Source organism: Eoetvoesiella caeni (assembly GCF_003315175.1).
Lineage (GTDB): Bacteria > Pseudomonadota > Gammaproteobacteria > Burkholderiales > Burkholderiaceae_B > Eoetvoesia > Eoetvoesia caeni.
The window spans coordinates 71469-97169 of the sequence record NZ_QNRQ01000009.1 but is presented as its reverse complement, the minus strand read 5'-3'; the positions used below and the strand labels follow the sequence as shown (position 1 = coordinate 97169).

Below are 25701 nucleotides of genomic sequence, written 5' to 3'. Positions count from 1 at the left end.
ATTAAAATGAGTGGAAAATTGGCTTATGTGACGGGCGGGATGGGGGGCATCGGCACATCGATATGTCAACGCCTGGCTAAAGAAGGGTACACAGTCGTAGCCGGCTGCGGGCCCAGTCGCGATTTTCAACAGTGGCTGGACGACCAGGCTGCGCTGGGCTATAAATTCCACGTTTCGGTAGGCAATGTGTCCGACTGGGATTCCACGGTCGCCGCGTTCGAAAAGGTCAAGCGCGAGCTCGGGCAAGTCGATGTCCTGGTTAATAACGCGGGCATAACGCGGGACGGCGTGTTCCGCAAAATGACCCTCGAGGACTGGCGTGCCGTCATGGACACCAACCTTAACAGCCTGTTCAACGTCACCAAGCAAGTCATCGACGGAATGACCGACCGCCAATGGGGGCGCATCGTCAATATCAGTTCCGTCAATGGGCAAAAAGGGCAGTTCGGGCAAACCAATTATTCAACGGCCAAAGCCGGCATACACGGTTTCACGATGGCATTGGCGCAAGAGGTCGCCAGCAAGGGGGTAACGGTCAATACTATTTCGCCGGGCTATATAGGTACCGACATGGTGCGGGCCATTCGACCCGACGTCCTCGAGAAAATCGTCGCGACGATTCCGGTCAAGCGGCTGGGCACCCCTGAAGAAATCGGTGCCATGGTGGCATGGCTGGCCTCGGACGACTCCGGTTTCGCGACCGGTGCCGACTTCTCGCTCAATGGCGGCTTGCATATGGGCTAGCCGCGTTGCGGTTTTTATACACGGGCATGGCTGACGGCGTTCGCGATAATTCCGTTCAGCCGTGCCTATTGCCAATTGTACTTAATCGTTTATAGTGTTTCATTACGTTCCAGATCAAACTCATGACCCAAGCTCCAACCCCCGTAGCGGCCCGGTTAATTAAAAAATACCCCAATCGCCGCTTATACGATACTGAAACCAGTGCCTACATTACCTTGGCCGACGTCAGGCAATTGGTGCTGGACAATCAGGATTTCCAGGTGGTCGATGCCAAGTCGGGCGACGACCTTACCCGCAGCATCCTTTTGCAGATCATCCTCGAAGAAGAGGGCGGCGGGCTGCCCATGTTTTCGTCCGTGGCTTTGGCCCAGATCATTCGCTTTTATGGGCATTCCATGCAAGGAGTCATGGGCGCGTTTCTCGAGAAAAACATCGCAGCCTTCATGGAGATCCAGGACCGCATGGTCGAACAGTCCAAGGGCGCATACGGCGGGCCCCAGTACGGTCCCGAAACCTGGGCTCAATTCATGAATGTCCAGGCCCCCATGCTGCAAAACATGATGAATAACTACGTCGATCAAAGCAAAAATCTGTTTGTCCAGATGCAGAACCAAATGCAGGATCAAACCCAATCGATGTTTTCCGCTTTTCCTTTTAACCCAAGCTCTTCCAAGGACTCCAAGAAATAAAGCGGGCTTGCAGTAGCTGGAATTACGCATGCAACGACTGGTTTTCAGTTTTATTACGGCCTTGAATCCACGATTTCAAGGCCGTTTTCGTTGCTGTTCCGGCCCGACGGAAAAAGCGGACATAGCAAGCCATTGGCTTTGCAGACGTTCAGCAACGTGTTAGCTGGACATGATAGGATTAATGAGAATAAATCTTGTTTGCATTTTTTTAATGCAATAAACTTAGCAAATACGCGTCGACTGATGCGCTTGAAGTGGCTTTGCGGCCGGTATCCATTTTTCCGAGGTATGTAGAACATGATGAAACGCTTGCTTGTATCGGCGCTGTTGGGTCTGGGTATAACGGTATCGGCGGTCGCGGCCGAATACCCCATAGGCAAGCCTTCCGAACGCGGCGGTCTTGAAGTGGCGGCCGTCTACTTGCAGCCTGTTGAAATGGATCCGCCCGGAATGATGCGGGCCGCCAAGGATTCCGACATTCATCTCGAGGCCGATATCCATGCGCTGGCCGATAATCCCAACGGCCTGCCCGAGGGCGCATGGGCGCCGTATCTGGTTGTGGATTATCAGTTGCAGAAAATCGGCAGCGACAAAGTGATCAAAGGCAATTTGATGCCCATGGTGGCCAACGATGGGCCGCACTATGGCGACAACGTCAAGCTCGACGGACCGGGCAAATACAAGCTGACGTTTTCCGTGGCGCCTCCCAGTGCAAATGCAATGAGCCATTTTGGCCGCCATGTGGATAAAGAAACCGGTGTGAGTGCCTGGTTTGCGCCGTTCACGCTGGATTACGAGTTCGTGTACGCCGGCACGGGCAAGAAGGGTGGGTACTGACAATGCGTTGGGTCAAATGCGCGCTGCTTGCGTTGAGCCTTGCACTGGGCGGGGGCGGGCTTGCCCAGGCCGATGAACTGCCGACCTATACGCTGACCTTCAAGCAGGGCGGTTCATTCGAGCCGGAAAGGCTTGAAGTGCCGGCGGGCCGGTTCAAGCTGATCCTGGTCAATGAAAGCAACGAGCCTGTAGAGTTCGAAAGCCTGCCGTTACGCAAGGAAAAGGTGCTTGGCCCGGGGGTGACGTCGTTTGTCGTCATCAAGATATCCCGGCCGGGACAATACCCGTTTTTCGATGATTTTCATCAAGACACTAAAGGCACCCTGGTCGTTCTCGACAAATAGGGCGTAAAGCATCATGGAACAAGTGGCATTCATTGTCTGGCGAGAAAGTGTAGAGGCACTGCTTGTCGTCGGTATTTTATATAGTTGGTTGAGTACATCGCCCGAAGGGCGGCAGGGGCTGCGCTGGCTTTGGGGCGGCGTAGTGGCTGGCTTGGGGCTGGCCGCGGCGCTGGCCTTGGTGCTGCTGGGTGTCTCCTCCTGGCTTTCAGACGAGGGCCAGGAATGGTTCCAGGCCATCATGGCGCTGGCTGCATGCGGGCTGGTGGTACAGATGGTGCTGTGGATGCGGCAACATGGCCGGTCGCTCAAGCGTGAACTCGAAAGCGGCGCCAGCCAACAGATACGGCGGTCCAATTGGTGGGGTCTGCTGGTATTGGTCATGATCGCGGTTGCGCGCGAAGGCAGCGAGACGGTGGTATTCCTTTACGGCATGATCGCCTCGGGCGAAACCAGCGGCCAGGCCTGGAGCCTGGCCATGGCGGGCGTGCTGGGATTTGTCGCGGCGCTGGCCACTTTCTGGTTGCTGCAGTTGGGCGGAAAGCTAATAACATGGCGCCGCTTTTTCCAGCTTACCGAGGTGTTGTTGCTATTGCTGGCGGGGGCTTTGCTGGTCAATGGCACCGATCACTTGATCTCGCTCGAGGTGCTGCCGACCCTTGTGGATCCCATCTGGGACAGCTCGTGGCTGCTTGATGCCAGCCATGGCCTGGGCCAGATACTGGCCAATTTTGCGGGCTACAGGGCGTATCCGGCGCTGTCGCAGTTGCTGGCCTGGCTGGCGTATTGGGCCATTGTGCTGTTCGCGCTGCGGCGGGTTGATGCGCGCCAGGCCCGCGCGTCCGGTAGATCCACGGTTACGGCGTAGACGGCATCATGGCAATGGCATTAAAACGGGCCGCGGGACAAACGGCCGACTTTCTACGCGATCACGCCGCCCTGCTGCGCAAGGTGCAATGGGTCATTGTTTTCTTCTATCTGTTCCTGCTTATCGTGCCGGCGGCCATGCCGCTGCCGGACAACACCGCGTCGATGTTCAACAACCTGACCATCATGGCGCAGTTTGCGTTCTGGGGGATATGGTGGCCGTTTGTCCTGGTCTCCATGCCCTTGTTCGGACGCGCCTGGTGCGGACTGTTCTGCCCGGAGGGCATGCTGACCGAATGGGCCAGCGAACACGGGCGAGGCAAGGCCATTCCCAAATGGATACGCTGGGGCGGCTGGCCTTTCGTGGCCTTTGCATTGACGACCATATACGGCCAATTGGTCAGTGTGTATCAATATCCTTGGGCGGTGCTGGCCGTGTTGGGCGGCTCGACCCTGGGCGCTTTGGTGATCGGTTATTTGTACGGCCGCAAAAAGCGGGTTTGGTGCAAATACCTGTGCCCGGTGAACGGGGTGTTCAACCTTCTGGCCAAGCTGGCCCCATGGCACTACAAGGTCAGCGAAGAAGCGTGGCGCCATCCCGAACGGCGCATTGAAAGCATTAATTGCGCGCCCCTGGTTCCCTTGCGCAACATGAAGGGAGCGGGCGACTGCCATATGTGCGGCCGGTGCAGCGATTATCGCGGTGCTATCCACTTGACGCCGCGTTCGCCCGAAGAAGAGATCGTGCACATCGAGTCGGGCGACCATTGGCAGACCGCGCTTATCGTATTCGGGCTGATGGGGCTGGCTGTCGGGGCTTTCCTCTGGAGCGCCAGTCCCTGGTTCGTCACAGTCAAGCAGGCCGCGGCAACCTGGCTGGTAGAGCGCGATATTTATTGGCCCTTGGCCCAGAACGCACCGTGGTTCATCCTGACGCACTACCCCGATGTCAACGACAGTTTTTCGTGGCTTGATGGCGCGGGTATATTGATGTTCATTTTCGGCGCGGTGGTTGTGGTGGGCGGGCCTTTGTATATCGCCTTGTGGCTGGCCGATTGCCTCTTGCCTGGCGTACGGGCCCAAGAAACTGGAAAGCGTGCAAGCGCGCCAAAGTGGCTGGGGCGCTTCGGCCGGCCTGGTATGCACCGTTTGGCCCAGGGCCTGATTCCCGCGGCGGGGGCGGGCGTGTTTCTCGGATTGTCGGCGACAACGCTGACCTTGCTCAAGAACGAAGGCATGCCCATGTTCTGGGCGACGGGTACGCGCTTTGTCATCCTGGGCCTGGCCTTGCTCTGGAGCCTGCGGCTGGTCTGGCGCATCGTGGGCAAGCGCCGCGCTCACATAGGCACACAGCTTACCGCCACCTTTGTCGTGACCCTGGGCCTGATGCCGTTTTGCATGGCCTGGTATTTATTTTTTGTGGTTTGGTAGCGGTTGAAGGGAAGCGGCGCTTGCCGCTTCGCCGCAACGGCAAGGGCCCGCCTGGGTAGCCCGCCGGGCACCGTCCAGGGCATTCAGGCCGCTACCCCGGCGGTTCGCAGGCCTTGAAGGGGCTGTGTCCTTCAAGGGCCTCTACATAGTCGTCGATGGCCGCCGTCTCCTGGGCAAGAAAATCGGCAATGGCCCGCGCATAGCGCGCATCGCGTATCCAGTGGGCCGAGAAAGTCTTGACGGGCAGCATGCCGCGCGACAGTTTATGCTCGCCTTGTGCGCCGCCCTCGAACGCCGCCAGGCCGTGCTCGATGCAATATTCGATTGCTTGCATATAGCAGGTTTCAAAATGCAGGCCCGAGATAAATTGCGTGGATCCCCAATAGCGTCCGTACAGCCTGTCTTTGCTGCGCATGTTCAGGGCGCAGGCTATGGGCTGCCCGTTTTGTTCGGCAAGAACCAATACCATATTTGCGGCCATGCTTTGGCGCAATAGAGTAAAGAACTCCATGTTCAGGTAAGGGGCGTTGCCATGCTCGTAGTAGGTGCGGCGGTAGCATTCATAGAAAAACGCCAGGGCGGAATCGTCGATGGCATCGCCTTGCAGCCAACGAAAAACAACGCCGGCTTGCTGCGCCTTTTTCCTGTCCTGCTTGAGCTTTTTACGTTTTTGCTGGCTCATTTCGGCCAGGAAGTCCTCAAGGCTTGCATAGCCGCGGTTGTGCCAATGAAATTGCACGCTTTCGCGCAGCATGAAGCCGGCCTCGCGCAACGCGGCGCAATCTTCGTCCGAGGGAAATAGAATGTGCAGCGAGGAAAGCTCGTTCTGGCCCGTCAGCGCCGCTGCCTGGCGTGCCAGAAGTACGCGGTCGGTATGGTTGGCGGCCAGCAGGCGCGGGCCGGGCACTGGCGTGAAGGGAATGGCGCCGAGCATCTTGGGGTAGTAGTCCAGGCCATGCTCCATAAAGGCCCGGGCCCAGCCGGTATCGAAGACATACTCGCCGCGCGAGTGCGATTTCAGGTAAAGAGGCATGGCGCCAGCAAGCTTGCCGTTGCGATGCAATAGCAAATAGTGCGGAGCCCAGCCGGTCTTGGCCACCGCGCAACCGGCCTGGTCCATGGCCAGAAGAAACTCGTGGCGCAGCAATGGATGGTCGCCGGCCAGATGGTTCCATTGCCCGGAATCGATCTCGTGCAATTGACGGCAAAGTGAAAAGTTCTCGGACAATTGAGCGGGCCCTGCTGTAGCGAAGATTAAAATAAGCCGTGGTGCTGCCGCGCGCTACCGGTTCGCGGCATTTGCAAGCCTTCAGTATGAAATCATACAAGGTCGGGAAACGATTCATTTTAGTGGGTGGAGCTGGCCAATGGCGCAAGGGACGAAAATACCGGTTACCGTGCTGACGGGACCGCTGGGCAGCGGCAAAACGACGCTGCTTAATCGCATGTTGCGACCGTCCGCCTCGGGCGAGACGCCGCGTGTGGCCGTTGTTGTCAACGAGCTGGGGGTGGTGTCCCTGGACCATAAACTGGCCAGGCATATCGGCGGCAGTATTAGCGTGCTGGCTTCGGGCTGCGCATGTTGCAGTGTCAGCGGAGAATTGGTCGACACGCTGCGCGAGCTTTTCATGGCGGCCCTGCACAGGAAAATCCCGGTGTTTTCGCGTGTGCTGATCGAGGCGTCCGGCATGGCAAGCCCCGTTCCCATTATGCACACCTTGCAGTACCAGGCTTTCTTGCGCGAACGCTATGCCTACGACGGGAGCATCTGCGTCATGGACGCACAGCATGGCTTGGATCAGACCCCGGGGGAATCCGGCGTCCTGCAGCTGGCGGCCTTGGCCGATCGGGTGGTGATGGGCAAGGCCGACCTCGTCGCCCCGGAAATCCTGGTGCACATTAAGCAGGCAGTGCACGCCGTCAATCCGGATGTGCCGGTGTATTCCTCGGCGGCGCTGCCGCCGTTCGAAGAGTTGTTGGCCAAGGCGGGTACGGGTACGGGCGCAGGGCGGCAGCGCCAGGGCTTGTTTTCGAACCTGGCCTAGCGTTCTTCTAAACCAGTCTTGTTTTTCGACGCCGTTGGTTTTTGCCCATGCCGTACGCGGCAGCCGGCGATAGTGTGGTTTTTGCAGAGCGTCCTCTAGCTAAATTACTTGCGTTGCCAGTGGTGTAATGGTGTAATAAGACAAATTGCATATATAACGATGTTTTAATCATGCAAGGTTTTTTGTGTTGCGGCTGTTTTCAGGTGTGGGGTTCATGCCTCCCTGGGCAAGCTTCGCGGCACTGTAAGGCGCCAAGTGCAAACGCGTAAAGCGGGCATTCATGGTATAGCCACTATCCAATGTTCTCACCTGTTTGTTAGTCCATTCGGCCGTATCGCCGCGGACATGCAAGGTTGATGACGCATGGGCCGAACAAAGTTTCGGCGACATAATCAGTTCGCTTTACCTGTGTTGTGGTTCTTTTGAGGGCATCGCGCCCTCATTCATCAAGGTGCGATTTGCTTGTTCGTAATCCATCGGGGCTGGCGAGTGCTTTGCGCTGCCAGCCAAGCCGAGCCACATTCGGGCTGCGGCAAAAGACAGTGAAAGCGGCGGCAAGAAGTAGTTACTGTAAAACCATTTGAAAATTGAAATGATAATCCGCCAGATGTTGGAAGTGTCCAACGGCAAGGTTCGCTGCCAAACTTATGCATCGAGCCGGCGCGGCGCTGTCGCTTTTTGCGCGGACGTCGCGGCACCTACCCTGGAAAACAATCTTGAAATCGGCCCACGCACACCGCGTGCAGGCTTAAATGCCTTCTTGCGCGCCGGTGCCAACGCCGGTGCCAATTTGGGCGCTTCGTTGCAGGGCAAGGTCAGTGCCGGTTTTCGCGATGGTTTTTGCAACGGCTTTTTTAATGGCTTTTTCAACCGTTTTTTCAGCACCTTTTGCGGCAATAAAAAAGCCGCTTGTTTTGCTAACAAGCGGCTTTCCGTGTTTGGTTGCGGGGGCAGGATTTGAACCTACGACCTTCGGGTTATGAGCCCGACGAGCTGCCAGACTGCTCCACCCCGCGTCTGAAGAATGAAACTATACACCATCTTTATAAGTTATGCAATTTAGGCAGCGCACTGCCAAGCAATAAATGACAGAATCAGAAATTACCCGAGTACTCGAAACCGCGTTATTGTGCGCCGATCAACCCATGCAGCTTGGCGAGTTGCGCAAATTGTTCGGCGCCGACGAGGTTTCCAACGACGACTTAAGGCGTTATCTGGCAGTATTGCAGCTTGATTGGGCCGAGCGGGGCCTGGCCTTGGTCAATTTGGCCAGCGGCTGGCGGTTTCAAAGCCGTCCCGAAATGCAGCGCTATCTCGAACGCCTGAACCCTGAAAAGCCGCCGCGTTATTCGCGGGCGGTTCTTGAAACCCTGGCGATCATTGCCTGGCGCCAACCGGTTACCCGAGGCGACATCGAAGATATCCGCGGCGTGTCGGTGTCGTCGCAAATCGTCAAAAGCCTTGAGGACCGGGGCTGGATCGAGGTGCTGGGACATCGCGATGCCCCGGGGCGCCCGGCATTGTTCGGTACAACGCGGCAGTTTCTGGACGACCTTGGCCTGCGTGCGCTCGACGATCTGCCCGCGCTGGAGTCCCACGACGCGGTGGCCGTATTGGCCGGCCTTGAGCTCGAGGAATTGCCCCCAAGCCAATTGGAGAATGCCGAGGCTGATGAAGCTGATGAAGCAAATGAGGTTGATGGCGTCGGCGAAGCCGATGGAGCCAATGAGGCTGATGAGATTGATGAGGCCAATGCCTTGGCCGACGTAGATGACAGAGTCGGGGTAAACGAAGAGGAAAACGGAGACAGAGCCGTTGAAGCCGAGCATGGCAGCGAGGGCCAAGCCGCCGACGGGGCGGAGCTGTACGTGGCGCCTGGCGATGGCGACAAGACAGCTCCGGACGCGGATGCCGAGCCACGAGAAATGGACGAGGCGGGCGACGCCGGCCTGCAAGAGCCGGGCAGCAGTGAACTCCTTGATCAGGACGAGCCGCAGGACCTTGTGCAAAGTACGGCGGATGCCGACCCCAAGAAAGAATGAAATAAACGGCGCGGGTAAGTAGTGGCCAGTCAGGCCTTTTGCCCGCGATATGGAATACACGGAGTACCTGATAAATATGAACGAAACAAATCACGATAGCGCCCCTTTGAATGACGCCTCGGCGTCGCCTGGCCAAGAAACGAATGCGGCCGGCGGTGAGGTGGATGGCGGTTCCGCGCCAGCGCGGCGCGGCCGCAAGCTGCGGACGCCGTTCCGGCGCCGCCGGGGCGATTCAGTCGCTGCGGGCGAGCAGGCAGGCGGGGCGGAACCCGCGGCCCAGGAACCCGCTGCGGCGGTAAAGCGCGAGCGCAAGCCGCGCGTGCCGAAGCAGGCGCAGGGACAGGCTCAAGCACAAGCCGAAGGCGCGGATCAAGCGCAGCAGCCAGTTGCCGCAGGGCAGGGCCCCAAGCGTGGCCGCGGTCCCCGGCAGGGCAAAAAACCGGCCCAGGGCCGTGGTCCCAATCAGGGACGAAGCCGCGCGCAGGACCAAGGCCATGATGCGGACCAGTCCGAACTGCACAATCCGGGCAGCGAAAAAGAGGCCGAGCAGGCTTTGGCGTATCTCGACAAGGCGGCCAAGATGGAACAGCGCCTTGGGAAGTATCTTGGCAGCGACGCGGTGACGCCCAAGCTGCACAAGGTATTGGCCGACGCGGGTATAGGCTCGCGCCGCGAAATGGAAGAGCTGATTATCGCCGGCCGTGTTTCGGTCAATGGCGAACCGGCGCATATTGGCCAGCGCGTTGGCGCCAATGACCAGGTACGGGTCAACGGCCGTCCTATCACCCGGCCCAATGCGTCCAAGCCGCCTCGCATTATTCTGTATCACAAGCCGGCAGGGGAAATCGTTTCCCATGACGATCCAGCAGGCCGGGCCACCGTCTTTGCCCGCCTTCCCAAGATGCGGGTAGGGAAGTGGCTGTCCGTCGGGCGGCTTGATCTGAATACCGAAGGCTTGCTCATTCTTACGACCTCCGGCGACCTGGCCAACCGCTTGATGCATCCGCGCTATGGCGCCGAGCGCGAGTATGCGGTGCGCGTACTCGGAGAGCTGGGCGAAGAGCAACAGGCACAGCTTCTCAAGGGAATCGACCTGGAGGACGGCAAAGCGCAGTTCGGCTCGCTTGAATTCCTGGGCGGCGAGGGCAGTAATCGCTGGTATCGCGTTACCTTGCATGAAGGGCGCAACCGGGAAGTGCGCCGCATGTTCGAAGCCGTGGGAGTTACGGTCAGCCGTCTTATCCGCACGCGTTTCGGCGAAGTCGTGTTGCCGCGCAATTTGCGTCGCGGACGCTGGGACGAACTGGACAGCACGCTGGTGACGGCGCTGATGGTTCAATTGGGCCTGATCAACGAAGACGGCGAAGAAAGCCAGGGCCGGCATGGGCAGCGCCGCATGAGCCAGCCTTTGTCGCACGATAGCGCCTTGCCTCCGGGCTTTGGGACGATGGAACGCAATGGCATGAACGGTGCCAAGTTCAGCCGGCGCGGCAAGTTGTCCGGCGGACGGGTTGGCGGCGGCAAGGCGGCGGTAAATCAGGCGTTTCCGTCCGATCCCTACGGTACGGGGCTGATGTTTAGCGGCGGACTGCCCAATGGCCACCCCAACGGCGGCAAAGCCAAGCCCCAGGGGCGCGGCAAAGGCCCGGCTCGCGGTCCCCGCCCGGAAGGGCAGGCTGCCGAACCGACACGCGGCGCCCGTAGCGGCGCAGCCCGCAAGAAGGGGCCGCGGGATAACGACGCCCGGGGTCCCAAGGCAGCCAAGCCGCGCGGCAATGGCGGCCCAGGCAAAAACGCCAACCGCGGCGACGACTGGCAGCCGCGCGGAGCATCAGCCCACGAGTCCCACCTGGGATTCCTGGGCGGAAAAGGCCGCAACTAAGATTTACTGCCCCCAAGGCTAAAGCCCCGCCTCGAGCGGCAGCAAGCCGCGGCAGCGGCGCAGCGTGGGGGCTTATTTTTGCCGCCGGGCCGCCCCAAGGCAAAAAGCGCCCCCCCGGGGGGCAGCAAGCCGCGGCAGCGGCGCAGCGTGGGGGCTTATTTTTGCCGCCGGGCCGCCCCAAGGCAAAAAGCGCCCCCCCGGGGGGCAGCAAGCCGCGGCAGCGGCGCAGCGTGGGGGCTTATTTTTCTTATGTAAGCTCGTGACATAGCAGGATTTTTTCCGAAAGTCTGCTAGAATAGAGAGTTCTATAGCCGCATGTGTTGCTAAAGTTGCGCTTTTTGGGTTGCTGCAAAACCCGAAATGAGCGCGATATAGGCAATGTTTATGCGGCAACGCACTTTTTGGTGTGCATGCAGGTTTACGGCACATGCCCTGGCATGTAACGATTAACCGCCAGGCGCGGTAACAATGGGCTGGGCGTGCGCAGCCCTTTTTTTTTGAGTTTATGGCAGATATATTCGTATTAACGCAAGAGGCATTGGCCGGCATGGATATCGAGCTGGTCGACGTAGAACGCGCGCCCCTGGGGCTGCTGCGCGTAACTATTGATCGCCTTGGCGGTGTACGGATTGAAGATTGCGAGCAGGCGTCCAAACAGCTGTCGCGTGTGTTTGAAGTCGAAAATGTCGATTACAAGCGACTCGAAGTCGGTTCGCCGGGCATTGACCGCCCGCTGAAAAAAATCGCAGATTTTGTCCGTTTTGCCAACGAGCGCATCGAAATACGCCTACGCGAACCGGTTAACAACCGCAAGGTATTCGCCGGCATCTTGCGCGTGCCGGAAAACGCTGTGGCAAACGAAATTACGCCCGACCTTGTCTTTAGCCTCGAGATGGACCCCGAGACTAAGTCTGGCGAAGTTGAAGTCCTGAACTTCTCCTTTGACAGCATTGATCGAGCCAAACTGGATCCCGTAATTGATTTCAAGGGTAAAAAGCGATGAGTCGCGAAATTCTTCTATTGGTTGACGCCCTAGCGCGTGAAAAAAACGTAGAGCGTGAAGTGGTTTTCGGTGCACTCGAAAACGCGCTGGCCTCTGCCATGAAAAAACGCTTCAAGGAAGACGCTGATATTCGCGTTGCCATCGATCGCACCACCGGCGAACATGAAGGCTTTCGCCGTTGGCTGGTCGTCCCCGACGACGCCGGTTTGCAAGAGCCCGATCAGCAAGAACTCTATTCCGAGGCCCAGGAAATCGTGCCCGGAATCGAAGAGGGCGAGTACATCGAAGAGCCGCTTGAACCAGTCGAATTCGGACGCATAGGCGCGCAAGCGGCCAAGCAGGCCATTTTGCAGAAAATCCGCGATGCCGAGCGCGAGCAGGTCCTTAACGACTTCCTCGAACGTGGCGAGACGATTGTTTCCGGCACTGTAAAGCGCATGGACAAGGGCGACGTCATCATCGAAACCGGCAAGATCGAAGCCCGCCTGCCCCGTACCGAAATGATCCCCAAGGAAAATATCCGCATCGGCGATCGTATTCGCGCGTGGGTCTTGAAAGTAGATCATGCCGCTCGCGGCCAGCAAGTCATTCTGTCGCGCACAGCGCCCGAGTTCATTCGCGAACTGTTCGAAAATGAAGTCCCCGAAATCGAGCAGGGCCTGCTCGAAATCAAGGCGGCGGCCCGCGACCCGGGCGTGCGCGCTAAAATTGCCGTGATCGCCTACGACAAGCGGATCGATCCCATCGGTACTTGCGTCGGCATGCGCGGTTCGCGCGTGACAGCAGTCCGCAACGAATTGGGCGGCGAACAAGTCGACATCGTTTTGTGGGCCGACGATCCCGCCGAGTTCGTCATCGGCGCGTTGGCGCCGGCGCATGTCGACTCCATTGTCGTCGATGAAGACAAGCACGCCATGGATGTCGTGGTCGATGCCGAAAACCTGCCCAAGGCCATCGGCGCGCGCGGCCAAAACGTGCGTCTTGCCTCCGAGCTTACCGGCTGGCAAATCAACATCATGACGCCCGAAGAAAACCAAAGCCGGCAGGACGTCGAACGTTCCAGCTTGCGCGAGACTTTCATCAGCAAGCTTGATGTCGACGAAGAAGTCGCCGATATTCTTATCGACGAAGGTTTCACCGGGCTGGAAGAAGTTGCCTACGTGCCTTTGCAGGAATTGCTCGAAATCGAGGCCTTCGACGAACAAACCATTAACGAGCTGCGCACGCGTGCCCGCAATGCTTTGTTGACCGAGGCCATCGCCAACGAAGAGCGTGTCCAGAAAACCGAGCAGGCACTGGTCGACCTTGAAGGCATGACGCCGGATCTGGTCGTCAAGTTGTCGGGGCAGGATGTCTATACCCTGGACGATCTGGCCGAGCTTTCAACCGACGAGCTGTCCGAGATCACTGGGCTGGATGAACAGGCTGCCAGCGATATGATCATGCGCGCCCGAGCTCACTGGTTTAACGACGAAGCTTGATTTCCGGCTGGCGCCTGTTCATTCAGGCCCCCGGCAGTCCGGTTTGAGTTTATTGAAAATAGCAGTTGCAAGGAAGAGAGAGTCGAATGTCGAGTAACACCGTCGCCCAGTTCGCAGTCGAACTGAAAATGCCCGCAGACGTACTGCTGGAACAGCTACGTTCAGCAGGCGTTGAAATCAAGTCGGTCGATGACGATGTCACCGACGCGGCCAAGGCGAAGCTGCTCGAATCGTTGCGTCGCTCCCATGGCGGCTCCGACGGGCAGAAGATCACGCTCACCCGCCGCCAGACGTCGGAAATCCGGCAAGCCGACAGCTCCGGGCGTTCGCGCACCATTTCAGTCGAAGTGCGCAAGAAACGCGTGTTCGTCAAACGCGATCCGGCCGAGCTGCTGGCTGAAGCCGCCAAAGCGGCCGAGCCCGCCGCCGCTTTGCCCGACAGCGCCGAGCAGCCGCCCGTGCAGCAGCCTGAATCCCAGGCTGTAGCGCCGGCCGCTACTCAAGCTGTTGAAGCTCCGGCCGCTGCCGAAGCGTCCAAGCAGCCTGCCGCCGATCAAGCGCCACAGCAAGAAGCGACGCCCGCCAAGGCCGAGCCGGTAGCGGACGAAGTCAAGGCCGAAGCAGCCGTTCCCGCGCCTGCCGCCGAGGCTCCCGCCGAAGCTCCGGTTGCTGAACAGCCCAAGGCGTCAGCTGCGCAAGAACCCGCAGTTGAACCGGCGCCCGAAGCCGCCAAGCCGGCTGCCCAGCCCGAATCTGACACCGTTGCCGCAACGGCTGAACCGGTTGCCGAAAAGGCGGTCCCTGAAGCCGCCGCTGCACCGGCCGCTCCCGAGGCAGCAGCCCCGGCGAAAGCCGCTGCTCCAAAGTCCGGCAAATACAAGGCAGCGGCGCCCGCCGCCGCTCCCGCCGCAGATCCAGACCGCGATCGCGCCCGCAAGGCCGCCGAGGCGGAAGCCGCCGCCTTGCGCGAAATGCTGAACCGTCCGCGTAAAGTGCTTAAGGCGCCCGAACCCGAAGCCGCTGGCTTGTCGGGCACCCTGCATAAGCCCGCGGGCAAGAGCGCCGCCAAGAAAGATGCCAAGGCCGGCGCCGCCACCGAAGTCAAGAAGAAGGGCGAAGTTACGTCCTGGGTTGATGACGGCACACGCAAGAAGCCCGCTTCCAAGGCCGACGCGCCCCCCAGCAGCCCAAGCCGTGACGGCTGGCGCGCAGGCAAGGGCGGCAAGAGCGGCGGCAAGGGCGGACGCAATAGCAGGCATGCCCAGCCCGAGCGCAAAGAGCAGCAAGTGGCCGAGTTCATCGCACGTGAAGTGCATGTGCCCGAAACCATTACTGTCGGCGACTTGGCGCACAAGATGTCGGTCAAGGCCGCCGAAGTCATCAAGCAACTGATGAAGCTTGGCCAGATGGTCACCATCAACCAGGTGCTGGACCAGGAAACGGCCATGATTCTGGTCGAAGAGCTGGGCCATATCGCGATTGCCGCCAAGCTGGACGATCCCGAGGCTTTCCTCGACAGCACTGAAGGCGAAGCCTCCGAAGCCGAGGCCTTGCCGCGCGCTCCGGTGGTTACCGTCATGGGTCACGTCGACCACGGTAAAACATCGCTGCTCGACTATATCCGTCGCGCCAAAGTGGCTTCCGGCGAAGCGGGCGGCATTACGCAGCACATCGGCGCATACAGCGTCAAGACCGAACGCGGTGTCGTCACCTTCCTGGATACCCCGGGCCACGAGGCGTTTACCGCCATGCGTGCCCGCGGCGCCCAGGCTACCGACATCGTTATCCTGGTTGTCGCCTCCGACGACGGCGTCATGCCGCAAACGCGTGAAGCCATACACCACGCCAAGGCCGCCGGTGTACCGTTGGTTGTCGCCATCAACAAAATCGACAAGCCCGACGCCAATCCGGAACGCGTCAAACAAGAGCTGGTTGCCGAGCAAGTCGTGCCCGAAGAGTACGGTGGCGATGTGCCATTCGTGTCCGTGTCGGCCAAGACCGGGCAAGGCATCGACACCTTGCTTGAAAACGTGCTGCTCCAGGCCGAAATGCTCGAGCTCAAGGCACCGGTCGAAGCTCCGGCCAAGGGCATCGTCATCGAAGCCCGCCTGGACAAGGGCCGCGGCCCCGTTGCAACGATTCTGGTCCAAAGCGGTACCCTGTCGCGCGGCGATGCGGTGCTTGCCGGCGCCAGCTATGGCCGTGTACGGGCCATGCTCAACGAAAACGGCAAGCCCATCCATACGGCCGGGCCTTCCACGCCGGTCGAGATCCAGGGTCTGACAGAAGTCCCCGCTGCCGGCGACGAAGTCATTGCCATGGCCGACGAACGCAAAGCGCGCGAAATCGCCTTGTTCCGTCAAGGCAAGTTCCGCGATGTCAAGCTGGCGCGCCAGCAAGCGGCCAAGCTCGAGTCCATGTTCGAAAACGTGGGCGAAGGCGCTCAAACACTCGCGCTTATCGTCAAGACCGATGTTCAGGGCTCGCAAGAAGCACTGGTGCAGTCGCTGGTCAAGCTGTCCACCGACGAAGTGCGCGTACAGGTTGTGCATGCGGCGGTTGGCGGCATCTCTGAAAGCGACGTCAACCTGGCCATTGCTTCGCATGCCGTCATCATTGGCTTTAACGTGCGGGCCGAGCAAAGTGCCAAGAAACTGGCCGAAAACAACGGCATCGACTTGCGCTACTACAACATTATTTACGACGCCATCGACGACGTGCGCAGCGCCATGTCCGGCATGCTGGCCCCCGAGAAACGCGAAGAGGTCATCGGCATGGTCGAGATCCGCGAAATCTTCACCGTTTCGCGGGTTGGCAATATTGCCGGTTGCATGGTCACCGACGGTGTCGTGCGCCGCGATTCCCAGATCCGCCTGCTGCGCAACCATGTGGTGCACTGGACCGGCTACCTGGAATCCCTGCGCCGTTTCAAGGACGATGTCAAAGAGGTCAAGTCCGGCTTCGATTGCGGTATTACCCTGAAGGGCAATAACGACATCCAGGTGGGCGACCAGCTCGAAATCTTTGAAATCAAAGAAATTGCCCGGACACTGTAATTATGGGACGTCATAGGTCCAAACCGAACCCGGGGCGCAATACCCGGCTTGCCGACCAGATCCAGAAAGACCTGGCCAGCCTTATCCAGCGCGAAATCGACGTTTCGCGCGCGGGGCTGGTCACGCTTTCCGGGGTCGAGTTGTCGGCCGATTATGCCCATGCCAAGGTGTATTTCACCGTCATGGGCGCCGAACCCGAAGCCGCCACGGCGGCCCTGAACGAGAAAGCCGGCTGGCTGCATTCTTTGTTATTCAAGCTTTTGCACATTCATACCGTGCCGACGTTGCGCTTCATCCACGACGATCAAGTCGCGCGCGGCATCGAGATGTCCGCACTGATCGACCGGGCCAATCGCCCGCAGACGTACTCTGCTGCTCCCGCGGACGACGACCCTGACGAACAGCCCTGAGCGGCTGTCGTTTTTATTTGATTGAACGAGAATAGACGATGGCTTCCCGACGCGGGCAGATGCTCGATGGTGTCCTGTTGCTAGATAAACCCGAGGGTTTGTCGAGCAATCACGCGCTGCAGCGGGCCAAGCGCGCGATGGACGCACGCAAGGCCGGCCATACCGGTACGCTGGACCCATTCGCCACGGGTTTGCTGGTGTGCTGCTTCGGCCGGGCTACCAAGATCTCGGCCAGCATGCTCAACGCCGATAAAACCTATCTGGCGACCCTGCGCTTTGGCGAAGAAACCGATAGCGGCGACTTGACCGGCAATGTGACGTTTCAGGCGCCGCCCTCGTTCGAGGGCGTGACCCGTGAAGCGCTGGAGGCGGCGGTGGCTGGATTTCGCGGTGAAATCGATCAGATTCCGCCCATGTATTCGGCCCTTAAGCGCGATGGCAAGCCGTTGTACGAGTACGCCCGTCAGGGTATAGAGCTGGAGCGGCCCGCCCGGCAAGTAACGATTCATCAGTTGGAAACAGAGAGCTTCACAGGGCAGGAAGCTCAAGTTTTAGTGCGGTGCAGTAAAGGTACGTATATCCGGACCCTGGCCCAGGATATAGGCCGCCAGCTTGGCTGCGGCGCCCATTTGGTCGCCTTGCGCCGAACCCAGGTAGGGCCGTTTGAATTGAAGGACGGCATTGCCCTGGATGCTTTGCAAACCATGTCTGCGCCTCAGACCACATTATTGGCACTGGATGCCGTGCCTGCCGACCTCTTGCCGGCTGGCTTCAAATTATTAAAGGACGAATTATGAATCGCGCTTTGCGCAACGTGGCGATTATTGCTCACGTTGACCATGGAAAAACCACGCTTGTCGACCAGTTGCTGCGTCAGTCGGGCACGTTCCGGGACAACCAGCAATTGTCCGAACGCGTCATGGACTCCGGCGATATCGAGAAAGAGCGCGGGATTACGATTCTTTCCAAGAATTGCGCCGTCGAATACGAAGGTACGCATATCAACATCATCGACACCCCGGGCCACGCCGACTTCGGCGGCGAAGTAGAACGCGTCCTGTCCATGGTCGACGGCGTGCTGCTGCTGGTGGATGCGGTCGAAGGCCCCATGCCCCAAACGCGTTTCGTGACGCGCAAGGCGCTGGCGCTGGGATTGAAGCCCATTGTGGTGGTCAACAAGGTCGACCGTCCCGGCGCGCGCATCGATTACGTCATCAACGCTACGTTCGATCTGTTCGACAAGCTGGGCGCAACCGAAGAGCAACTGGATTTCCCCATTGTGTACGCATCGGGGCTGAATGGTTTTGCCGGCCTGTCGCCCGACGTGCGCGAAGGCACGATGCGCCCGCTGTTTGACGCTATTTTGGAACATGTGCCCCAGCGCGAGGACGACCCCGAAGGCGCTACTCAGCTGCAGGTCATTTCCATGGACTACAACAGTTATGTAGGCAAGATCGGCATCGGCCGGATCAACCGGGGCCGCGTGCGCCCGGGCCAGGACGTGGTGGTCAAGTTCGGTCCCGAAGGCGAACCCATCAAGGGCCGTATCAACCAGGTGCAGCAGTTTCATGGCCTGGACCGCGTCCAGGTCGACGAGGCTGTGGCAGGCGACATCGTGCTGATCAACGGCATTGACGAGATCGGCATTGGCTGCACGCTGACCGACCCATTGGTCCAGGACGCCTTGCCGCTGCTGCGCATCGACGAACCCACGCTGACCATGAACTTCATGGTGAACTCTTCGCCGCTGGCCGGGCGCGAAGGCAAGTTCGTTACCAGCCGCCAATTGCGCGACCGCCTGGAACGCGAGCTCAAGTCGAACGTGGCCTTGCGCGTCAACCCTACCGACGACGATATGGTTTTCGAAGTGCGCGGCCGGGGCGAATTGCACCTGACCATTTTGCTCGAGAACATGCGCCGCGAAGGCTATGAGCTGGCCGTCTCGCGTCCGCAGGTTCTGCTCAAGGAAATCGACGGCGTACGCATGGAGCCATTCGAGCTGTTGACGGTGGACGTCGAAGACGGCCACCAGGGCGCCGTCATGGAAGAACTGGGCCGCCGTAAAGGCGATCTGCAGGACATGCAGGCCGACGGCCGCGGCCGTACCCGGCTGGAATACCGCATTCCCGCCCGCGGGCTTATCGGTTTCCAGGGCGAGTTCCTGACGCTGACGCGCGGCACTGGCTTGATGAGCCATATTTTCGACGACTACGCGCCCATGCGCGAAGGCGGCGTGGGCGAACGCCGCAACGGTGTGCTGATAAGCCAGGACAACGGCGCGGCGGTTGCGTATGCCCTGTGGAAGCTGCAGGACCGCGGCCGCATGTTTGTCAGCCCCGGCGACGATCTGTACGAAGGCATGATCATCGGCATTCACAGCCGCGACAACGACTTGGTGGTCAACCCCATCAAGGAAAAGAAGCTGACCAACATCCGCACTTCCAGCAAGGACGAGCATATCGACCTGGTGCCGCCAATTCGCATGTCGCTGGAATACGCGGTGGAGTTCATCAGCGACGATGAGCTGGTGGAAGTCACGCCCAAGTCCATCCGCCTGCGCAAGCGCTACCTGCAAGAGCACGAGCGCCGCCGCGCCTCGCGCGAAGCCAGCTAGGGCACAGGGCCAGCCGCTTTATCGCGGCCTGCTCATGGCCTGGAATCCGCGTCCAGGCAGTACGGCCGCTGTTTAACACGGCCGTCACGACAGCCGCAACGTTTCGACGTTGCGGCTGTTTGCATTTTCGGGATAGCGATAGGCATTTGGCGGATAGTGAAAGCCGCGGCGATCCGCATAATGAGCCTTATGAATGCCAAAGAACATTTATAAGGAGACAAGCATCATGAAAGGGCTACAGAGTAAAACCGCCATTGTGACCGGCGCCGCCACGATTATCGGCGCGGCGCTGGTGCGGGAGTTTCATGCGCGCGGCACGCGCGTGGTCATTGCGGACATCGACGAGGCCGGAGGCGGCGCGTTGGCCAAAGAACTGGGCGACGGTGTCTTGTTCGTCAAGACCGACATCAGCGACGACAGTCAGATAGCCAATTGTGTGCAGCGCACGGTCGCGGCCTTTGGCGGCGTGGATTTTCTGGTGAACCTGGCGTGCAGTTATGTCGACAACGGCATCGAGGCGACGCGCGACGACTGGATGAGCAGCTACGGCGTCAATGTCGTGGGCGCGGTCATGATGGCCAAGGCCTGCCGGCCCGAGATGGTCAAGCGGGGCGGCGGGGCCATCGTCAATTTCAGCAGCATCAGCGCCAAAGTGGCCCAGACCGGGCGTTGGCTCTATCCAGTCAGCAAGGCGGCCATGGCCCAGTTGACGCGCAATATGGCCATGGATCTGGCGGGCGATCACATACGCGTGAATTCGGTTTCGCCGGGCTGGACCTGGTCGCGGGTCATGGACGAGCTTAGCCAGGGCAATCGAGAAAAAACGGACAAGGTTGCCGCTCCGTATCATTTGCTCGGCCGCGTCGGCAATCCAGAGGAAGTGGCGCAAGGCGTCTTGTTTCTGTGCTCGTCGAACGCTTCCTTCATTACGGGCACCGACCTGGCCGTGGATGGCGGATATTCCGCCATGGGGCCGGAACAAGCCGTGCCGGCCATCCCCCGTCTTTGCGAATAACAGGAGTCAGCCATGAAGATAGCCATCATAGGCGCCGGCTTTGCCGGCCTGAGCTCGGCCAAAGTGCTCAAGCAATTCGGGCACGATGTCCAGGTGTTTGAAAAAGCCGCCGACGTGGGCGGGGTCTGGAGCGCATCGCGCCGCTATCCGGGACTGCGCACGCAAAACAATAAAGACACTTATTTTCTTTCCGACTTTCCCATGCCGGCCTCATACCCTGAATGGCCTTCGGGGCAGCAGATACAGGAATACCTGGCTTCTTATGCCAGGCATTTCGACCTGGACCCGCTGGTTCACCTGGAAACCGAGGTGCTGTCGGCCGAGCCAGTGGGCAATTCAGGCTGGACGCTTACCGTGCGCAACGTGCGCAGCGGCCAGACGACCGAGCACAGCGCCGAGCATCTGGTGGTGGCCAACGGCATTTTTTCGGAACCTTTTATTCCGCCCTACGAGGGCGCGCAAGAGTTCCGGGCAGCGGGAGGGCGCTTGTGCGCTACTTCGGACTTCAATAATCTGGAAGAAGCGCGCGGCAAGCACGTGCTGGTCGTCGGCTACGGCAAGTCGTCGTGCGACGTGGCGGCGGCGGTCGGCGAGGTCGCCGCAAGCAATATAGTCGTGGCTCGCGAGCTCTTGTGGAAAATGCCGCGCAAGATCATGAACGTGCTCAACTTCAAGTACTTGATGCTGACCCGCCTGGGCGAAGGCCTGTTCAAGTATATCGAGCCCAAGGGCTTCGAGAAATTTTTGCATGGCCTGGGCAAGGCGCTGCGCAACAATATGGTTTCCAGCCTGCAATCGGTGGCTACCAAGCAGCTCAAGCTCAAGCAACTGGGGCTGGTGCCGCCCGGGTCGTTTGAACGCATTGCCCGCAGCACGGTCAGCCTGGCCACCGATGAGCTTTACCAGCAGGTCAAAGAAGGCAGGACCGAGATAGCGCGCGAATGTGAAATAACGCGGCTATTGGAGCGCAACGGCCGTCCGGCCGCGCAATTGAGTGATGGCCGCACGGTGGATGCCGACCTGGTCATCTGCGGCACAGGCTTCAGGCAAACGGTGCCGTTTTTTTCCGACAAGTTGCAAAAGCAGCTGACCGACGAGCGCGGCAACTTTTTGCTGTATCACCAGATCCATCCCATGTATGTGCAGCGGCTGTCGTTTTGCGGGTATAACTCTTCATTCTTCAGCCCGCTCAGCGCCGAGATAGCCGCGCTGTGGATAGCTACCCTGCTCATGGGCGAACTGAAGCTGCCGCCCAAATAAGAACGGCTGGCTCATATCCAGAAAAGGTTGAAGTGGATGGAAGAGCGCACGGAAGGCAAGCACGCCAGGGGTACGAATATTATTCCGTTCTCTATGCACAACGTCGACGAGATGCTGGGCGATATCGGCATCGACGTAAGCCGCATGACGCGCTTCAAGCAGTGGCTTCTGCCGCCCAATGCCAAGGACTACCGCATGGTCACGACTCGTTTGCTGAAGCGGCAGCGTGCAAGGGTTCCGGCGATGCCGGTGGGCGGCTTGCAGCCAGAAGATTGATTCCAATGGCAGATCAACCGCGCAGGGTCTGCGACGGCAGTTCGTTGAACTGCCGTCGATAAGCGTTGGAGAAGTGGCCGAAATGGCTGAATCCCCAGTCCAGGGCCACCTGGGTAACGCTGGTTTGCGTGTTGGAGGCCCTGGCGCGCAGCAATTCTTCGCGTACGCGTTGCAGGCGCACCAACTTGAGATAAGCCATGGGCGTGGTGCCGTGGTAATGCTGAAAACCGGCATGCAGGCTGCGCACGCTGATGGCGGCATGGGCGGCGATGTCGTTGATGGTGATGGGTTGGCCGCAGTGTTCGGCAATGTAGTCCTGGGCGCGCGTAATATAGGCCGGCTGCGGGGTTGGGGCGTTGTGCAGCAGCGCTTCGCGATAGTTGTGGGGCTGGCCCAGCAATAACGAGGATACAAGCAATTATTCTATTTGAGCGGCGATAAGTGGGTGGTGCGCGGCGTTATCGGCAAACTGGCTGGTGGCCAGGAACAGCACCAGGTTGTGCCAGGCCAGCCCGTCGCCGTCGCGCAGGTTCATGGCAAGTTCGAATTCCAGCGGCTTGGGCAGGGCATGGCCCAACTGTACACCGCAGGCGGTTTCCAGGGCGCGGCGTTCGATGCGCACGATAAGCTGGTCGCAGTCGCCTTGCCAGCGCATATGCAGCGGCAGGCTGGGCGTAACCACCGAGGCGGTGAAAGGATTGGAGTCGATGGAACGGGCTCCGCACTGGATGCTGGCGGACCCGGCAATGGGCATTTGCACCAGCAGGAAGTCGTCGAGGCATTCGGGTTCGATAGAGACGTCGGCGCCGTAGCGCAGGCGATTCAGCGAAATGCCGCCGATGGCAAGGTGGTCCATGCGGGCATCAAGCCGCTGGCGCTTGCCGCATACGCCCAGGGCGTGCGGCTTGAAAATGCGCCCCACGTTGCTGCGGGTTTCGTCGAGGTCTTTCGAGTGAAAGAGCCGGTAGGGCGCAAGGCCCGCGACTGGGGTTTGCCCGGGCTGGTTCGGCAGGGGATACATGGCATCCTCGCTATGGTGGTGCCGCGCGCGGCAACGCTTGCCGGCAATGCACTATGCCTGGCGTGTACGATTTAATTGACTCATGCCGCATTAATGTATTAATTTAAGGTTAAAGCAACTAATTTGTAAAGAGGGGATAACACCGTATTCCCGGGCCGCCCGCACGGACGGAAAACCAGCATAATTTAATAGATGAATTTTCATTAACTTTGGAGACAATATTATGAGTAACGCCGCTATTTCCCTGGTCGAACAATTGGCGCAAGGCAAGTTGCAGATTATCGACCTTACCCACACTTTGTCGCCCGATTTCCCGCCTTTGCAGTTGCCGCCCCAATTTGGCCAGGTTGCCGCCTTCAAAATGGAAACCATTTCCCATTACGACGAAGCCGGCCCCGCCTGGTACTGGAACAACTTTACCTGTGGCGAGCACACCGGCACGCACTTCGACGCTCCGGCGCACTGGGTAAGCGGCAAAGACCAGCCCAATAACACGGTCGACACCATCGGCGCAGAAAACTTCATTGCCCAGGCCGTTGTGATCGACGCCAGCAAAGAGGTTGCCAAGAATGAAGACTGGCTGCTGACGGTCGACTACATCAAACAATGGGAAAGCACCCATGGCCGTATTCCCGAAGGCGCGTGGGTATTGTTCCGCACCGACTGGTCGCACCGGCTCAGCAACCCGGCTTCTTACGTCAACATGAAGGAAGACGGCGCCCATACCCCAGGCCCAACCCAGGAAGCGGTCGAGTGGCTGATCAAAGAGCGCAATGTGCACGGCTTCGGCGTTGAAACGATCAATACCGATGCCGGCCAATCCTATGCGTGGCCTGTTCCCTATCCTTGCCACACCCTCATGCACGGCGCCAACAAGTACGGCCTGCAGTGCCTGAACAACCTGGACAAGCTGCCGCCTACCGGTGCGGTGATTATTTCGGCGCCGCTCAAGATCCAGAAAGGCTCCGGCAGCCCGTTGCGCGTACTGGCTGTTCTGGGCGCGTAAATTCCGGCGTCAGCGCCAGCTTGTTGAAAAGTGAACAGTTCCGGCCAAAAGGCCGGAGCTTTACTTCGGGTCATGGTCAAGGATAGGTATGAGTACTTCAAAGACACAAATCATCGTCATCGGCAGTGGCATGAACTCTCTGGTTTGCGCTGCCGTGCTGGCCAAGCGGGGCAAGTCGGTCCTGGTCCTGGAACGCAACGACAGGGCCGGAGGATGCATACGCACCGAAGAGCTCTTCCCCGGTTTCCAGCACGAAGTGATGTCTTCGTGGTACCCCTTGTTCGTTTCAGGCGGGGCCTACCCCGAACTGAAGGACGACCTGGCTCAGGCGGGTGTCGAGTTCGTCTCGAACGGCTATAGCACGGGCATAGTCACCCCCGATGGGCGATCGCTGGTGCTGCGCCAGGACATCGAAGATACTGTGCGCCGCATCGAGGCCGTGGCGCCGGGCGATGGGCAGGCGTTCGGTGCAATGGCCGGACAGCTCTTCGGCCAGGATGCCGCCCTGACATTCGGCCTGCTGGGTAACTCGCCCTACGGCTGGAAGATAATGCGCCTGCTGTTTTCGGAGTGGCGCAAGCGCGGGATGGACGGCTTGATGCAGTTCGGTTCCGAGTCCATTGAAAGCTATCGCCGCTGGGCCGAGCGCAGCCTGCAGTCCGATATGGTGCGCGCCATGATAGCCCCCTGGGTGCTGCATACCGGCCTGGGGCCCGACGAAGCTTGCTCGGCCCTGATCGGCAAGCTGACCTTCGCTGCCGTGGTGGCCGGCGGTATGCCGGTGGTACGCGGCGGCAGCCAGAACATCGTCGCCGGCTTGCAGGCCATTATTGAAAAAAACGGCGGCCGCATTCAGCTTGGCACCCATGTCGACTCCATCAATATCTCGGGCGGCCGCGCCACTGGCGTGGTCGCCGGCGGTACGACCTACGAGGCCTCCGAGGCCGTGGTGTGCAACGTGACCCCGCCCCAGCTATACGGCAAGCTGCTGCCCGAAGCGCCCCAAGAGTTGCGCACCAAGGCCAAGGCCTATCGGTTTGGGCGCGGCTGCATGCAAATTCATTTTGCCCTGGATGCGCCTCCGGCCTGGCGGGATCCTGAACTGCTGAAGGCGCCTTTGGTGCACCTGACCGAAAGCATGGAAAACGTTTGCGCTTCGGTGGTTCAGGCCAACAACGGCCTGCTGCCCAGCCATTCCAGCATAGCCATAGGCCAGCCGGTCGCGGTCGATCCGACGCGTGCGCCGGACGGCAAATGGATTCTATGGCTGCAATTGCAAGAAATGCCGGTCCAGGTCAAGGGTGACGCCAGCAACGAGATTCCCGTCCCGGCCGACGGGCGCTGGACCGAAGCCCTGCGCGAAGCGGTGGCCGATCGCATCCAGGCGCGCATCGAAACCGTCATGCCGGGATTGTCGGCTTCCATTCTTGGCCGCAGGGCATACTCGCCCGCCGACCTCGAAGCCATGAACTGCAACCTGGTAGGAGGCGACCCATATTCGGGAGTCTGCTCGCCCGACCAGTTTTTCTGGTTGCGGCCGTTTGCCGGCGCAAAAGGGGCGCGCGGCCATCGCACTTCGTGCAAGAACGTGTTCCATATCGGCGCGTCCACGCATCCGGGGCCGGGCTTGGGAGGAGGTTCGGGCTTTATGGTGGCCGAGCTTCTGGCGCCGGCCCGTTGA

At 59.7% G+C, this 25701-nt stretch carries 25 protein-coding genes and 1 tRNA gene; 21 read left to right on the top strand and 5 right to left on the bottom strand.

The features are described 5' to 3' along the window. Nucleotides 1-6: 6 nt before the first annotated feature. The 6 genes from phbB to DFR37_RS15590 all read left to right on the top strand — a co-directional run bounded on the left by phbB (nucleotide 7) and on the right by DFR37_RS15590 (nucleotide 4909). Nucleotides 7-744, top strand: a complete 738-nt coding sequence (gene phbB, locus DFR37_RS15615) for an acetoacetyl-CoA reductase (RefSeq protein WP_113934214.1) — start codon at nucleotides 7-9, stop codon at nucleotides 742-744. Between the two features lie 122 nt (nucleotides 745-866). Continuing rightward, nucleotides 867-1433, top strand: coding sequence for a polyhydroxyalkanoate synthesis repressor PhaR (gene phaR / locus DFR37_RS15610; protein ID WP_113934213.1), 567 nt, complete (start codon nucleotides 867-869; stop codon nucleotides 1431-1433). Nucleotides 1434-1730: 297 nt separating this feature from the next. Next, nucleotides 1731-2270 (top strand): iron transporter, encoded by a 540-nt coding sequence (locus DFR37_RS15605; RefSeq protein WP_113934212.1) that lies wholly within the window; start codon nucleotides 1731-1733, stop codon nucleotides 2268-2270. A gap of 2 nt (nucleotides 2271-2272) precedes the next feature. Then, a complete protein-coding gene (locus DFR37_RS15600) occupies nucleotides 2273-2614 on the top strand; it encodes a cupredoxin domain-containing protein (RefSeq protein WP_113934211.1) in 342 nt (113 codons plus the stop codon). Between the two features lie 13 nt (nucleotides 2615-2627). Beyond that, on the top strand, nucleotides 2628-3479 hold the full coding sequence (locus DFR37_RS15595; RefSeq protein WP_113934210.1) for an FTR1 family iron permease: 852 nt from the start codon (nucleotides 2628-2630) through the stop codon (nucleotides 3477-3479). Nucleotides 3480-3487: 8 nt separating this feature from the next. Then, nucleotides 3488-4909, top strand: coding sequence for a 4Fe-4S binding protein (locus DFR37_RS15590; protein WP_113934209.1), 1422 nt, complete (start codon nucleotides 3488-3490; stop codon nucleotides 4907-4909). 91 nt (nucleotides 4910-5000) lie between these two features. On the opposite strand, the gene DFR37_RS15585 is transcribed toward DFR37_RS15590, so the two are convergent. Further along, on the bottom strand, nucleotides 5001-6137 hold the full coding sequence (locus tag DFR37_RS15585) for a GNAT family N-acetyltransferase (RefSeq protein ID WP_113934208.1): 1137 nt from the start codon (nucleotides 6135-6137) through the stop codon (nucleotides 5001-5003). A gap of 139 nt (nucleotides 6138-6276) precedes the next feature. Here DFR37_RS15585 and DFR37_RS15580 point away from each other — a divergent pair, with 139 nt between their 5' ends. Beyond that, nucleotides 6277-6954: a CobW family GTP-binding protein gene (locus DFR37_RS15580; protein WP_113934207.1), complete on the top strand. Its 678-nt coding sequence runs from the start codon at nucleotides 6277-6279 to the stop codon at nucleotides 6952-6954. Nucleotides 6955-7122: 168 nt separating this feature from the next. Here DFR37_RS15580 and DFR37_RS15575 read toward each other — a convergent pair whose 3' ends face one another. Then, nucleotides 7123-7344 carry a hypothetical protein gene (locus DFR37_RS15575; protein WP_113934206.1) on the bottom strand — a complete coding sequence of 74 codons (222 nt, stop codon included), beginning with the start codon at nucleotides 7342-7344 and terminating at the stop codon, nucleotides 7123-7125. Nucleotides 7345-7534: 190 nt separating this feature from the next. Between DFR37_RS15575 and DFR37_RS15570 the strand changes: the two genes are divergently transcribed. Continuing rightward, complete coding sequence (locus DFR37_RS15570) at nucleotides 7535-7915, top strand: hypothetical protein (protein ID WP_147251634.1); 381 nt, start codon at nucleotides 7535-7537, stop codon at nucleotides 7913-7915. Here the strand turns inward: DFR37_RS15570 and DFR37_RS15565 are convergent. Further along, nucleotides 7894-7970 (bottom strand) — tRNA-Met (locus DFR37_RS15565). The two genes, DFR37_RS15570 and DFR37_RS15565, sit on opposite strands and share 22 nt — an antisense overlap. 69 nt (nucleotides 7971-8039) lie before the next feature. On the opposite strand from DFR37_RS15565, the gene scpB reads away from it, so the two are divergent. From scpB to DFR37_RS23155, 11 genes are all read left to right on the top strand, one after another. Further along, the gene (gene scpB, locus DFR37_RS15560) at nucleotides 8040-8996 is read left to right on the top strand and encodes an SMC-Scp complex subunit ScpB (RefSeq protein ID WP_113934204.1); all 957 of its coding nucleotides are present in this window, start codon (nucleotides 8040-8042) and stop codon (nucleotides 8994-8996) included. Between the two features lie 76 nt (nucleotides 8997-9072). Further along, nucleotides 9073-10878 (top strand): pseudouridine synthase, encoded by a 1806-nt coding sequence (locus DFR37_RS15555; RefSeq protein WP_113934203.1) that lies wholly within the window; start codon nucleotides 9073-9075, stop codon nucleotides 10876-10878. Between the two features lie 505 nt (nucleotides 10879-11383). Then, entirely contained in the window at nucleotides 11384-11881 is a 498-nt protein-coding gene (rimP, locus tag DFR37_RS15550) for a ribosome maturation factor RimP (protein WP_113934202.1), read from the top strand. Next, complete coding sequence (nusA, locus tag DFR37_RS15545) at nucleotides 11878-13362, top strand: transcription termination factor NusA (RefSeq protein WP_113934201.1); 1485 nt, start codon at nucleotides 11878-11880, stop codon at nucleotides 13360-13362. The genes rimP and nusA overlap by 4 nt, the downstream gene beginning before the upstream one ends. An 86-nt stretch (nucleotides 13363-13448) precedes the next feature. Then, on the top strand, nucleotides 13449-16418 hold the full coding sequence (gene infB, locus DFR37_RS15540; protein WP_113934200.1) for a translation initiation factor IF-2: 2970 nt from the start codon (nucleotides 13449-13451) through the stop codon (nucleotides 16416-16418). Nucleotides 16419-16420: 2 nt separating this feature from the next. After that, the gene (gene rbfA / locus DFR37_RS15535; protein ID WP_113934199.1) at nucleotides 16421-16828 is read left to right on the top strand and encodes a 30S ribosome-binding factor RbfA; all 408 of its coding nucleotides are present in this window, start codon (nucleotides 16421-16423) and stop codon (nucleotides 16826-16828) included. Between the two features lie 38 nt (nucleotides 16829-16866). After that, on the top strand, nucleotides 16867-17625 hold the full coding sequence (gene truB / locus DFR37_RS15530; RefSeq protein ID WP_113934198.1) for a tRNA pseudouridine(55) synthase TruB: 759 nt from the start codon (nucleotides 16867-16869) through the stop codon (nucleotides 17623-17625). Then, nucleotides 17622-19442 carry a translational GTPase TypA gene (gene typA, locus DFR37_RS15525; RefSeq protein WP_113934197.1) on the top strand — a complete coding sequence of 607 codons (1821 nt, stop codon included), beginning with the start codon at nucleotides 17622-17624 and terminating at the stop codon, nucleotides 19440-19442. Before truB ends, typA begins: the two co-directional genes overlap by 4 nt. A 226-nt stretch (nucleotides 19443-19668) precedes the next feature. Further along, complete coding sequence (locus DFR37_RS15520) at nucleotides 19669-20457, top strand: SDR family oxidoreductase (protein ID WP_180148068.1); 789 nt, start codon at nucleotides 19669-19671, stop codon at nucleotides 20455-20457. A 12-nt stretch (nucleotides 20458-20469) separates the two neighbouring features. After that, a complete protein-coding gene (locus tag DFR37_RS15515) occupies nucleotides 20470-21717 on the top strand; it encodes a flavin-containing monooxygenase (RefSeq protein WP_211317259.1) in 1248 nt (415 codons plus the stop codon). 36 nt (nucleotides 21718-21753) lie between these two features. Then, entirely contained in the window at nucleotides 21754-21993 is a 240-nt protein-coding gene (locus tag DFR37_RS23155) for a hypothetical protein (protein ID WP_211317258.1), read from the top strand. A 13-nt stretch (nucleotides 21994-22006) separates the two neighbouring features. Here DFR37_RS23155 and DFR37_RS23335 read toward each other — a convergent pair whose 3' ends face one another. Continuing rightward, the gene (locus DFR37_RS23335) at nucleotides 22007-22411 is read right to left on the bottom strand and encodes a helix-turn-helix transcriptional regulator (protein ID WP_242341865.1); all 405 of its coding nucleotides are present in this window, start codon (nucleotides 22409-22411) and stop codon (nucleotides 22007-22009) included. Next, entirely contained in the window at nucleotides 22412-23014 is a 603-nt protein-coding gene (locus DFR37_RS23330) for a cupin domain-containing protein (RefSeq protein WP_242341866.1), read from the bottom strand. A 223-nt stretch (nucleotides 23015-23237) separates the two neighbouring features. On the opposite strand from DFR37_RS23330, the gene DFR37_RS15505 reads away from it, so the two are divergent. Next, on the top strand, nucleotides 23238-24020 hold the full coding sequence (locus DFR37_RS15505; protein WP_113934196.1) for a cyclase family protein: 783 nt from the start codon (nucleotides 23238-23240) through the stop codon (nucleotides 24018-24020). Nucleotides 24021-24108: 88 nt separating this feature from the next. Then, entirely contained in the window at nucleotides 24109-25701 is a 1593-nt protein-coding gene (locus DFR37_RS15500; RefSeq protein ID WP_113934195.1) for a phytoene desaturase family protein, read from the top strand.

Coding starts and splice junctions, on each gene's coding strand:
- phbB (WP_113934214.1), top strand. CDS start 7: ATGAGTGGAAAATTGGCTTATGTGACGGGCGGGATGGGGGGCATCGGC.
- phaR (WP_113934213.1), top strand. CDS start 867: ATGACCCAAGCTCCAACCCCCGTAGCGGCCCGGTTAATTAAAAAATAC.
- DFR37_RS15605 (WP_113934212.1), top strand. CDS start 1,731: ATGATGAAACGCTTGCTTGTATCGGCGCTGTTGGGTCTGGGTATAACG.
- DFR37_RS15600 (WP_113934211.1), top strand. CDS start 2,273: ATGCGTTGGGTCAAATGCGCGCTGCTTGCGTTGAGCCTTGCACTGGGC.
- DFR37_RS15595 (WP_113934210.1), top strand. CDS start 2,628: ATGGAACAAGTGGCATTCATTGTCTGGCGAGAAAGTGTAGAGGCACTG.
- DFR37_RS15590 (WP_113934209.1), top strand. CDS start 3,488: ATGGCAATGGCATTAAAACGGGCCGCGGGACAAACGGCCGACTTTCTA.
- DFR37_RS15580 (WP_113934207.1), top strand. CDS start 6,277: ATGGCGCAAGGGACGAAAATACCGGTTACCGTGCTGACGGGACCGCTG.
- DFR37_RS15575 (WP_113934206.1), bottom strand. CDS start 7,344: ATGTCGCCGAAACTTTGTTCGGCCCATGCGTCATCAACCTTGCATGTC.
- scpB (WP_113934204.1), top strand. CDS start 8,040: ATGACAGAATCAGAAATTACCCGAGTACTCGAAACCGCGTTATTGTGC.
- DFR37_RS15555 (WP_113934203.1), top strand. CDS start 9,073: ATGAACGAAACAAATCACGATAGCGCCCCTTTGAATGACGCCTCGGCG.
- rimP (WP_113934202.1), top strand. CDS start 11,384: ATGGCAGATATATTCGTATTAACGCAAGAGGCATTGGCCGGCATGGAT.
- nusA (WP_113934201.1), top strand. CDS start 11,878: ATGAGTCGCGAAATTCTTCTATTGGTTGACGCCCTAGCGCGTGAAAAA.
- infB (WP_113934200.1), top strand. CDS start 13,449: ATGTCGAGTAACACCGTCGCCCAGTTCGCAGTCGAACTGAAAATGCCC.
- rbfA (WP_113934199.1), top strand. CDS start 16,421: ATGGGACGTCATAGGTCCAAACCGAACCCGGGGCGCAATACCCGGCTT.
- truB (WP_113934198.1), top strand. CDS start 16,867: ATGGCTTCCCGACGCGGGCAGATGCTCGATGGTGTCCTGTTGCTAGAT.
- typA (WP_113934197.1), top strand. CDS start 17,622: ATGAATCGCGCTTTGCGCAACGTGGCGATTATTGCTCACGTTGACCAT.
- DFR37_RS15520 (WP_180148068.1), top strand. CDS start 19,669: ATGAAAGGGCTACAGAGTAAAACCGCCATTGTGACCGGCGCCGCCACG.
- DFR37_RS15515 (WP_211317259.1), top strand. CDS start 20,470: ATGAAGATAGCCATCATAGGCGCCGGCTTTGCCGGCCTGAGCTCGGCC.
- DFR37_RS23155 (WP_211317258.1), top strand. CDS start 21,754: ATGGAAGAGCGCACGGAAGGCAAGCACGCCAGGGGTACGAATATTATT.
- DFR37_RS23330 (WP_242341866.1), bottom strand. CDS start 23,014: ATGTATCCCCTGCCGAACCAGCCCGGGCAAACCCCAGTCGCGGGCCTT.
- DFR37_RS15505 (WP_113934196.1), top strand. CDS start 23,238: ATGAGTAACGCCGCTATTTCCCTGGTCGAACAATTGGCGCAAGGCAAG.
- DFR37_RS15500 (WP_113934195.1), top strand. CDS start 24,109: ATGAGTACTTCAAAGACACAAATCATCGTCATCGGCAGTGGCATGAAC.